This window comes from uncultured Thioclava sp., assembly GCF_913064665.1.
Taxonomy (GTDB): Bacteria; Pseudomonadota; Alphaproteobacteria; order Rhodobacterales; family Rhodobacteraceae; genus Thioclava; species Thioclava arctica.
Genome location: NZ_CAJYBT010000018.1, coordinates 63,811 through 73,151, shown reverse-complemented (window position 1 = coordinate 73,151; position 9,341 = coordinate 63,811). Strand labels below are relative to the sequence as shown.

The 9,341-nt window shown below is 61.6% G+C and carries 11 protein-coding genes; all 11 read left to right on the top strand.

Annotated elements, in window-relative coordinates:
- The coding region (locus QZ571_RS09740; RefSeq protein WP_295533914.1) for a biotin/lipoyl-containing protein at positions 1 to 1,564 on the top strand (1,564 nt) is incomplete at its 5' end.
- Positions 1,561 to 2,217: a glutathione S-transferase family protein gene (locus QZ571_RS09735; RefSeq protein WP_295533912.1), complete on the top strand. Its 657-nt coding sequence runs from the start codon at positions 1,561 to 1,563 to the stop codon at positions 2,215 to 2,217. The genes QZ571_RS09740 and QZ571_RS09735, both read left to right, overlap by 4 nt.
- Positions 2,210 to 3,073, top strand: a complete 864-nt coding sequence (locus QZ571_RS09730) for a hydroxymethylglutaryl-CoA lyase (RefSeq protein ID WP_295533911.1) — start codon at positions 2,210 to 2,212, stop codon at positions 3,071 to 3,073. The genes QZ571_RS09735 and QZ571_RS09730 overlap by 8 nt, the downstream gene beginning before the upstream one ends.
- Positions 3,066 to 3,848 carry a crotonase/enoyl-CoA hydratase family protein gene (locus QZ571_RS09725; protein ID WP_295533909.1) on the top strand — a complete coding sequence of 261 codons (783 nt, stop codon included), beginning with the start codon at positions 3,066 to 3,068 and terminating at the stop codon, positions 3,846 to 3,848. Before QZ571_RS09730 ends, QZ571_RS09725 begins: the two co-directional genes overlap by 8 nt.
- 279 nt (positions 3,849 to 4,127) lie before the next feature.
- Entirely contained in the window at positions 4,128 to 4,493 is a 366-nt protein-coding gene (locus tag QZ571_RS09720) for an NADH-quinone oxidoreductase subunit A (RefSeq protein WP_295533907.1), read from the top strand.
- Entirely contained in the window at positions 4,484 to 5,017 is a 534-nt protein-coding gene (locus QZ571_RS09715; RefSeq protein ID WP_295533905.1) for an NADH-quinone oxidoreductase subunit B family protein, read from the top strand. Before QZ571_RS09720 ends, QZ571_RS09715 begins: the two co-directional genes overlap by 10 nt.
- A gap of 9 nt (positions 5,018 to 5,026) precedes the next feature.
- Positions 5,027 to 5,641, top strand: a complete 615-nt coding sequence (locus QZ571_RS09710; protein ID WP_295533904.1) for an NADH-quinone oxidoreductase subunit C — start codon at positions 5,027 to 5,029, stop codon at positions 5,639 to 5,641.
- Positions 5,638 to 6,882 carry an NADH-quinone oxidoreductase subunit D gene (locus QZ571_RS09705; protein WP_295533902.1) on the top strand — a complete coding sequence of 415 codons (1,245 nt, stop codon included), beginning with the start codon at positions 5,638 to 5,640 and terminating at the stop codon, positions 6,880 to 6,882. The genes QZ571_RS09710 and QZ571_RS09705 overlap by 4 nt, the downstream gene beginning before the upstream one ends.
- A complete protein-coding gene (locus QZ571_RS09700; protein ID WP_295533900.1) occupies positions 6,882 to 8,117 on the top strand; it encodes an NADH-quinone oxidoreductase subunit E in 1,236 nt (411 codons plus the stop codon). The genes QZ571_RS09705 and QZ571_RS09700 overlap by 1 nt, the downstream gene beginning before the upstream one ends.
- Positions 8,118 to 8,160: 43 nt before the next feature.
- Entirely contained in the window at positions 8,161 to 9,108 is a 948-nt protein-coding gene (locus QZ571_RS09695) for a hypothetical protein (RefSeq protein ID WP_295533898.1), read from the top strand.
- Positions 9,109 to 9,118: 10 nt separating this feature from the next.
- Positions 9,119 to 9,334: a DUF5337 family protein gene (locus QZ571_RS09690; RefSeq protein ID WP_295533896.1), complete on the top strand. Its 216-nt coding sequence runs from the start codon at positions 9,119 to 9,121 to the stop codon at positions 9,332 to 9,334.
- Positions 9,335 to 9,341: the final 7 nt, after the last annotated feature.

Here is a 9,341-nt window from a genome sequence, read left to right as displayed (position 1 = left end):
GGCCAAGGCGTGGTGGGAAGAGGGGGGCGGGCCGAGTGGGCGGGGATATATGGGGGCCAATCAGGACCCTGATTACTGGGCAGGGCAGGCGGAGGCGAGCGGTTATCCCGTGCTCATCAAGGCCGTCGCGGGCGGCGGTGGCAAGGGGATGCGGCTGGTTGAACGGGCGGGCGATTTCGCTGACGCGCTTGCCTCGGCCCAGGGCGAGGCACAGACCGCTTTTGGCAATCCCGCCGTCCTGATCGAGAAATACATCACCAGCCCGCGCCATATCGAGGTGCAGGTCTTTGGCGATGGCCAGCGCGCCGTGCATCTGTTTGAACGCGACTGCTCCTTGCAGCGTCGCCACCAGAAGGTCATCGAAGAGGCCCCCGCGCCCGGCATGACACCCGAGATGCGCGAAGCGATGGGGCAGGCGGCCACCCGAGCCGCCGAGGCGATTGGCTATGCGGGCGCGGGCACGGTCGAGTTCATCGTCGATGGCTCGGATGGGCTGCGCGCGGATCGGTTCTGGTTCATGGAGATGAACACCCGCCTGCAGGTGGAGCATCCGGTGACCGAGGCGATCACCGGCGTCGATCTGGTCGAATGGCAGTTGCGCGTCGCAAGCGGAGAATCCCTTCCCGCGACACAAGATCAGCTTACGATCACCGGCCACGCGTTTGAGGCGCGCCTCTATGCCGAGGACGTGCCCGCAGGTTTCCTGCCCGCGACCGGCACGCTCAGCCATCTGCAATTCGCCCCCGATTGCCGCGCCGATACTGGCGTGCGCGCGGGCGATGTGATCAGCCCGTGGTATGATCCGATGATTGCCAAAATCATCACCCACGGCCCGACCCGCGCGATTGCGTTGGGCCAACTGGCCCGCGCGCTGGAGCAGACGCAGGTCGCGGGCACGGTGACGAACCTTGCTTTCCTCGCGCGTCTGGCGCGTCACGACGGTTTCGCGCGTGGTGAGGTCGATACCGGCTTGATCGGGCGCGAGATTGACAGCTTGGCCGCCGCTCCGCCCGTGCCGCCCGCCGCGCAGGCCTTGGCGGTGATTGCCGCTGCGGGCCTGTGGCAGGGCGAGGCCAGCGGGTTTACACTTTGGGGCGCGCTACGCCGACCTGTGATGTTTGACCCCGCCGCCGCGATTTATGTGCACGGTGCGGGACATATCAGCGTTGAAATCGACGGGGTGATGCAGGATTGCGTCTTGGCCGAAGATGGCTGGCGCGTCGATGGTGCAAAAACGGGGGCGTCGATGCAAATGGACCGCGCCTCGGTGACGATCTTTATGGCAGGCGCGCATCGCTTTGACATCCCCGACCCGTTGGAGCGCGGCTCGAGCGCCGAGACTTCGGACCTGACGCTGGCGCCGATGCCGGGGCTGGTGAAATCGGTCTTTGTCACGACTGGTCAAAACGTGTCGGCGGGGGATCGTCTGGCGATCATGGAGGCGATGAAGATGGAGCACACGATGCTGGCCGCGCGCGATGGCGTGGTCGCCGAGGTGCTCGTTGTCGAGGGCGCGCAGGTCGAGGCCGGGGCCGCCCTTATCCGCTTGGAGGAAGAAGAATGATCACGCTGCATCACGTCCCCGGCTCGCGCTCGATGCGGGTGCTGTGGCTGCTTGAAGAACTGGGGCTGGAATACCGCTTGCGCAACTGGTCGCTGACCGATGGCGGCTTGCGCAGCCCGGAATTTCGCTCGCTTTCGCCAGCGGGGCGGGTGCCCGCGCTCGAGATCGACAACCGTGCGATTTTTGAAAGCGGCGCGATTGTGGAATACTTGTGTGAAACCCATCCCGAGGCGGGGCTAGCGCCTGCCGTGGGCGCGCCGGAACGGTCGGAGTTTCTGGAATGGGTGCATTTTGCTGAGACCCAAGCCAATATCGTGCAAAACCTCAATATTCAGCACATCTTCCTGCGCCCCGAAAGCGCGCGCTCGCTGCCGTTGATGAAGCTCGACACCAAGCGGTTGGCCGTCACAATGCAGGCGCTGGAGGCGCAGTTGGATGGGCGCGAATGGCTGATCGGGCACTTCAGCGCGGCCGATTGCATGCTGGGCTTCAATATCGACGCGATGTTCCGTTTCGTGCGCGCCGAGGGCTTTCCAAATATCGCGGCCTATCGCGAACGCATCCGCTCTCGCTCTGCCTATAAGGCAGCGCTGGAACAGGGTGGCGGCGATTCGATCTACGCCCAAGATTTCTACGAGTTGCCCGATGCGTGAGCGGGTCGAAATCTTTGAAATGGCGCCGCGCGATGGCTTGCAAAACGAGAAGCGCGCGATTGCGTTAGCGGATAAGATCGCACTGGTCGATTGCCTGAGCCGCGCCGGGTTTGCCCGCATCGAGGTGGGTAGCTTCGTCTCGCCCAAATGGGTGCCGCAAATGGCTGATAGCGCGCAAGTTTTTGCCGGGATCACCCGCGCGCCCGGTGTCTCTTATGCAGCGCTGACGCCCAATTTGCGCGGCTATGAGGGTGCGAAAGCGGCAGGGGCCGATGAGGTGGCGGTGTTCGCTTCGGCTTCGGAAGGGTTTTCGCGCGCAAACCTGAATTGTTCGATTAGTGAAAGTCTTGATCGGTTCGCCCCGGTCATGGAGGCCGCAAAAGTCGATAATGTGAAAGTACGCGGCTATGTGTCTGTGGTGACGGATTGCCCGTTTGACGGGCCAACCCCGCCCGAGAACGTCGCACGGGTCGTCGCATCTTTGCGCGATATGGGCTGTTATGAAGTTAGCCTTGGCGACACGATCGGGCAGGGCCGCCCTGAAAGCGTTACGGCGATGCTGAAGGCGGTCTTGAACGAAATGCCCGCAGAGAAACTGGCCGGGCATTTCCACGACACTGCCGGGCGCGCGCTGGACAATATTGAGGCGTCACTGGCGCTGGGTTTGCGGGTGTTTGATGCGGCTGTTGGCGGGTTGGGCGGCTGTCCCTATGCGCCGGGGGCGGCAGGCAATGTTGCGACCGAGTCAGTGGCGGCGCGGTTGGCGCAATTGGGCTATGACACGGGCCTCGACATGGATGTGTTGGCAGAGGCGGCCAATCTGGCGCGTGCGATGAAAGGGCAGGGCGATGTTTGAGACGATCACGGTTGAGACGGATACACGCGGCGTCGCCCGCCTGACGCTTGCGCGTGAAGAAAAACACAACGCGCTGTCTGAGCAGATGATGCGCGAGATTACCCACGCCATTCAGGCGCTTGGCGCGGATCAAGCCGTGCGCGTCGTGATTCTCGCCGCCAAGGGGCGCAGTTTTTGCGCAGGGGGCGATCTGAAATGGATGCAGGCGCAGATCAGTGCCAGTGCCGAGCAGCGCGCGGCAGGCGCGCGGGTGCTTGCGGGGATGCTGAATGCGCTCAACATCTGCCCGAAACCGGTGATTGGCGCTGTACAAGGTAACGCGTTTGGCGGCGGGATCGGCATGATGTCGGTCTGCGATGTCGCCATCGGGGTGGAGGGCGCGCGCTTTGGGCTGACCGAGACGCGGCTGGGGCTGACACCGGCGACGATCTCTCCTTATGTGGCGGCGCGGATGGGTGAGGCGAAGGCGCGCCGCGTGTTCATGTCTGCGCGCTTGTTTGAGGCGGATGAGGCGCGCGAATTGGGGCTTTTGGCGCGGGTCGTGGCGCCCGAGGACCTTGAGGCGGCCGTGCAAGCTGAGGTTGCGCCCTATCTTGCCTGTGCGCCCGGCGCTGTGGCCGAGGCCAAGGCCTTGCTGCGCAGCCTTGGTCCGCGCATTGATGAACAGGTTATCGAGGCCACGATCGCCGCGCTTGTCACCCGCTGGGAAAGCGCTGAGTCGGCTGAGGGAATCAGCGCGTTCTTCGAAAAGCGCGATCCGGCTTGGAAAGCGTGATTGCGCGGGCGGGCGCACGCGCAGGATTGCCAATAAAATAAAGTGCAGTCGAAGGTTTCACCGCCTATTTTGGTAGGCAACGCGACCTTTGAACATGCCAATGTTCGCGTATAGGCAGGCGCGCCCGATGGTGTGCAAAGGTATACTAAATCGCAATTTCAGCGGTTTGCGGGGCAGAATCCGGCCCCCGATCGGTTGACCCTGCACAGGCACAAGGCTATTGCTCAGCCTAGCCGGAACCTGCGCGACATCAGGTCGCGTCGAAAGGGAGCCATGCCCATGCACGACATGCTGCGCGAATATCTTCCCATCCTTATCTTCCTCGCCATGGCGACCGCGCTCGGGCTTGTGCTGCTTGCAGCCGCCGCCGTGATTGCAGTGCGCAACCCCGATCCCGAGAAAGTCTCGGCTTATGAATGTGGGTTCAACGCCTTTGACGATGCGCGGATGAAGTTTGATGTGCGCTTTTACCTCGTCTCGATCCTATTCATCATTTTCGACCTTGAAGTCGCGTTTCTGTTTCCCTGGGCGGTCGCTTTCGGGCAGATTTCGATGGTGGGTTTCTGGTCAATGATGGTCTTCTTGGCCGTTCTGACCGTCGGGTTTGCGTATGAGTGGAAGAAGGGGGCGTTGGAATGGGCGTGATGACCGGGGCCAATACCGCAGGCGGCGATCGCGAAGTTGCCACCAATGCGCTCAACCGCGAGTTGCAGGACAAAGGGTTCCTGCTGACCACGACCGAGGATCTGATCAACTGGGCGCGCAATGGCTCGTTGCACTGGATGACCTTTGGTCTGGCATGTTGCGCTGTTGAGATGATGCAATGCTCGATGCCGCGCTACGATCTGGAACGCTTTGGCACAGCCCCCCGCGCCAGCCCGCGTCAGTCGGATGTGATGATCGTGGCCGGCACGCTGACCAATAAAATGGCGCCCGCGATGCGCAAGGTCTATGACCAGATGCCCGAGCCGCGCTATGTGATCTCGATGGGCAGCTGCGCCAATGGCGGCGGCTATTACCACTATTCCTATTCGGTGGTGCGCGGCTGTGATCGCATCGTGCCGGTCGATATTTATGTGCCGGGCTGCCCGCCCACGGCCGAGGCGCTGCTTTACGGCATCCTTCAACTGCAACGCAAAATCCGCCGCACCGGCACTTTGGTGCGCTGAGGAGAGGCGATGATGGACAATACAGCCCTGCACGAACTGGCCGCTCATATTGAGTTGAAGCGTCCCGATGACGTGATTTCGACAGATGTTTCCTTTGGCGAATTGACGGTCACCATCAGTGTGCAATCGGCGGCCAGCTTCGCCGAGTTTCTGCGCGATGACAAAAACTGCCTGTTCTCGACGTTGATCGACATCACGGCAGTGGATTGGCCCGAACGCCCCGAGCGGTTCGATATGGTCTGGCACTTTTTGTCGATGTATCGCAACCAGCGCATCCGCGTAAAAGCCGCGATGCGCGAAGAGCAAATGGTGCCCTCGCTGACCTCGTTGCACCCCTGCGCCAACTGGTTTGAGCGCGAAGTGTTCGACATGTTTGGCATCTTGTTCTCGGGCCATCCCGACCTGCGCCGCATCCTGACCGATTACGGCTTTCGCGGCCATCCGCTGCGCAAGGATTTCCCAACCACGGGTTATGTCGAAGTGCGCTATGACGAGGTGCTCAAGCGCGTTGTCTATGAGCCGGTAAACCTGACACAGGAATACCGGCAGTTCGATTTCCTCTCGCCTTGGGAGGGTGCGAAATACATCCTTCCCGGTGACGAGAAGGGTGAGGGGGCGAAATGATGGACGGCGATATCCGCAACAATGTCTATGATGACGGGTCGAAAGATCGGCTGACGGACGAGCAGCGTATCCGTAACTTCAACATCAACTTCGGCCCGCAACACCCTGCTGCGCATGGTGTTTTGCGCATGGTGCTAGAGCTGGACGGCGAGATCGTTGAGCGCGCCGACCCCCATATCGGGTTGCTCCATCGTGGCACCGAGAAGCTGATGGAAAGCCGCACCTATCTGCAAAACCTGCCCTATTTCGACCGGCTCGATTACGTGGCGCCGATGAATCAGGAACACGCTTGGTGTCTGGCGATCGAGCGGCTGACGGGCACGGTTGTGCCGCGCCGTGGGTCCCTGATCCGGGTGCTGTATTGCGAGATCGGGCGTCTGCTCAGCCACCTGCTGAACGTCACCACACAGGCGATGGATGTCGGTGCGCTGACGCCGCCGCTTTGGGGCTTTGAGGCGCGCGAAGAGCTGATGGTGTTTTACGAACGCGCCTGTGGTGCGCGTCTGCACTCGGCCTATTTCCGCCCCGGCGGTGTGCATCAGGATCTGACGCCGAAATTGCTGGATGATATTGAGGAATTCTGCGGCCGCTTCCCGAAACTGCTGGATGATATCGAAGGTCTGCTGACCGAAAACCGCATCTTCAAGCAGCGCAATGTCGATATTGCGATCATCTCCGAAGAAGAGGTCCTGCAATGGGGCTATTCCGGGGTGATGGCGCGCGGTTCGGGCCTCGCTTGGGATTTGCGTCGTGCGCAACCCTATGAATGTTATGATGAATTCGACTTCCAGATCCCGGTGGGCAAGGCTGGCGATTGCTATGATCGCTACCTGTGCCGGATGTCTGAGATGCGCGAATCGACCAATATCATGCTGCAGGCCATCGCCAAGCTGCGCGCGCCTGACGGGCAGGGCGATGTGGTGGCGCGCGGCAAGCTGACGCCGCCGAAACGCTCGGATATGAAAACTTCGATGGAAAGCCTGATCCACCATTTCAAGCTATACACCGAAGGGTTCCACGTTCCCGCAGGCGAGGTTTACGCCGCTGTCGAGGCTCCCAAGGGCGAATTCGGCGTCTATCTGGTGGCCGATGGCACGAACAAACCCTATCGCGCCAAAATCCGCGCGCCGGGCTATTTGCACCTGCAATCCATGGATCATGTCGCGTCGGGCCATATGCTGGCTGACGTTTCTGCAATCATCGGCTCGATGGATATCGTGTTCGGGGAGGTTGACCGCTAATGCTGCGCCGTTTGTATTCTGAGCAACCCGAGAGTTTCGCTTTCACGCCCGCCAATCTGGCTTGGGCGCAGGCTCAGATCACCAAGTTCCCCGAGGGGCGTCAGGCCAGTGCGATCATCCCGCTGCTGTTTCGCGCCCAAGAGCAAGAGGGCTGGCTGAGCCGTCCCGCGATTGAAACCGTCGCGGATATGCTGGACATGCCCTATATGCGCGCGCTCGAAGTGGCGAGTTTCTACTTCATGTTCCAGATGGCCCCGGTGGGGTCAGTGGCGCATTTCCAGATTTGCGGCACCACGTCTTGCATGATTTGCGGCGCCGAAGATCTGATGAAGGTCTGCAAGCAAAAGATCGCGCCCGAACCGCATCAGGTTTCGCCCGACGGCAAGTTTTCCTGGGAAGAGGTCGAATGTCTGGGCGCGTGTTCCAACGCCCCGATGATGCAGGTCGGCAAGGATTACTACGAAGACCTGACCGAAGAGCGTCTGGCGGAAATTCTCGACGAGATGGCCAACGGGCAGGTGCCCCAGCCGGGCTCTCAGAAGGGGCGTTTCAGTTCTGAACCGGTCACCGGTCTGACCTCGTGCACCGAGTCTGCGGGGGCTGCCGAAAATCACAACGCCTCGGTGTCGCTGGCGCTGAGCATTGGCGACACGATCAAGCGCATCGACGGCACCGAAGTGGCGCTCACCGCGCCGTGGCAATCCAGCGGTCAGCGCGGCCCGATTGGGACGCTCAGCGTGCCGCGCCCGCGCACCGCCGCGCAAGCCGATGAGGCGCGCAAAGCCGCCAAGGACAGCGCGTCCAAGCCATCCAAAGGCGTGCCCGCAGACAAGACCGGCGTGACAACACATGAGGCGCAGGCCACCTCTAAGGCCAAGCCGCAATCGAAAGCGGAACCCGCAGGTGTCAGCGCCGATGCGACTGCCGGGGCCTCTGATGCGGCGGGCGAAAAGCCCCAGATGATGACGGCGCCGCGCGCGGGCGGGGCGGATGATCTCAAGATGATTAAGGGCGTTGGCCCCAAGCTGGAAACGCTGCTCCATTCGATGGGCGTGTATCATTTCGATCAGGTCGCTGGCTGGAGTGAGGCAGAACTGGCATGGGTTGATGCAAATCTCGAAGGCTTCAAGGGGCGTGCCAGCCGTGATTCCTGGGTTGAACAAGCCAAGGCCTTGGCCAGTGGTGGCGAAACGGAATTTTCGAAACGCGCCAAAAAAGACGGTATCTACGAGTAATTAATAGTAGCGTTCCCGGCAAACGGGAGAGATGGAGAGACAGATGGGAGATCAGACGCAAGGCTGCCGCGGCAAGGCGGGTATCTGGGCCGGGATTACCGGCCTCGTGGTTGCGGTATTCCTGGTGGTTGTGGCGCATGAACCTTTGTATGTCGCTATTTTCATGGGGCTTTTGACCGTCCTGCTGTTTGGCGCCTTCCTGATCTGGGCGTTTTGTTCGGGCACCGGCGCGCCCGGTGAGGCTGAGTCCACCTCGGGGGCGCACCCGGCCACCCCAACGCCGCCGCGCCCGGAAACCGTATCCGATATCGAAGCCCCGGTGAGTGCGTTCAAGGCGCAATCACCCGAGGGGAAGGCGGCCCACAAGCAAGCGGAAGCGACCTTGCCGGAAGCTGCCAAGTCCGAGACCGCTACGTCTGAGACTGCCAAGCCCGCAGCGACCAGCGCTGCCGCCACCCCGGCCGCTGTCATGAGCGCTCCAGCTCCCGCGCCTAAGGAAACTGCCGCCCCCGCAAAGGCTGACAGTCAGCCTGCGGTAAAGACGGCTGCAGCGCCCAAAGCGGCTGCAAAACCAGCGGCAAAGAAAGCGGGCGCAAAACCTGCTTCGAAAAAACCGGCTGCTGCAAAACCCGCAACAAAGCCCGCCGCAAAAGCCGCCGCGCCCAAAGCCAGCGCTGCCGCCCCGGATACGGGCGCGCAGGTTGGTGGCAAGAAACCCACCGGGCTGAAAGCGCCGCGCGCATCGGGCGCTGATGATCTGACCAAGATCGAAGGTATCGGGCCGAAGCTGGCGGAAACGCTGAACGGCTGGGGGGTTTACCATTTCGACCAAATCGCGAAATGGGGTGCCGATGAGGTCGCTTATGCCGATACCAACGTGCCGCGTTTCAAGGGGCGGTGCACGCGCGACAAATGGGTCTCGCAGGCCAAGATTATCGTCGGTGAGGGCATGGAAGCCTTTCTCGAACGTGCCAAGACGAACGATTACTGAGCAAGGGTGAATGGGTCAGGATCAACAAAAGGATCGGCGTGAAGGGCGGCTTGCGGCCTTCGTCATTGCCGGTGCCACGATCCTCTGGCTCGCTTTGCAAGCCCTTGGCAAACAACTGGGTTGGTCGGCGCGCGTCGCGCTGATTGGCGATCTCGCGGCGGTGGCCGCATATATCTTCGCGCTGGCTTTGGTCTGGCGCATCTGGCGCCGGGGCTCCGGCAAATGAGGAACGC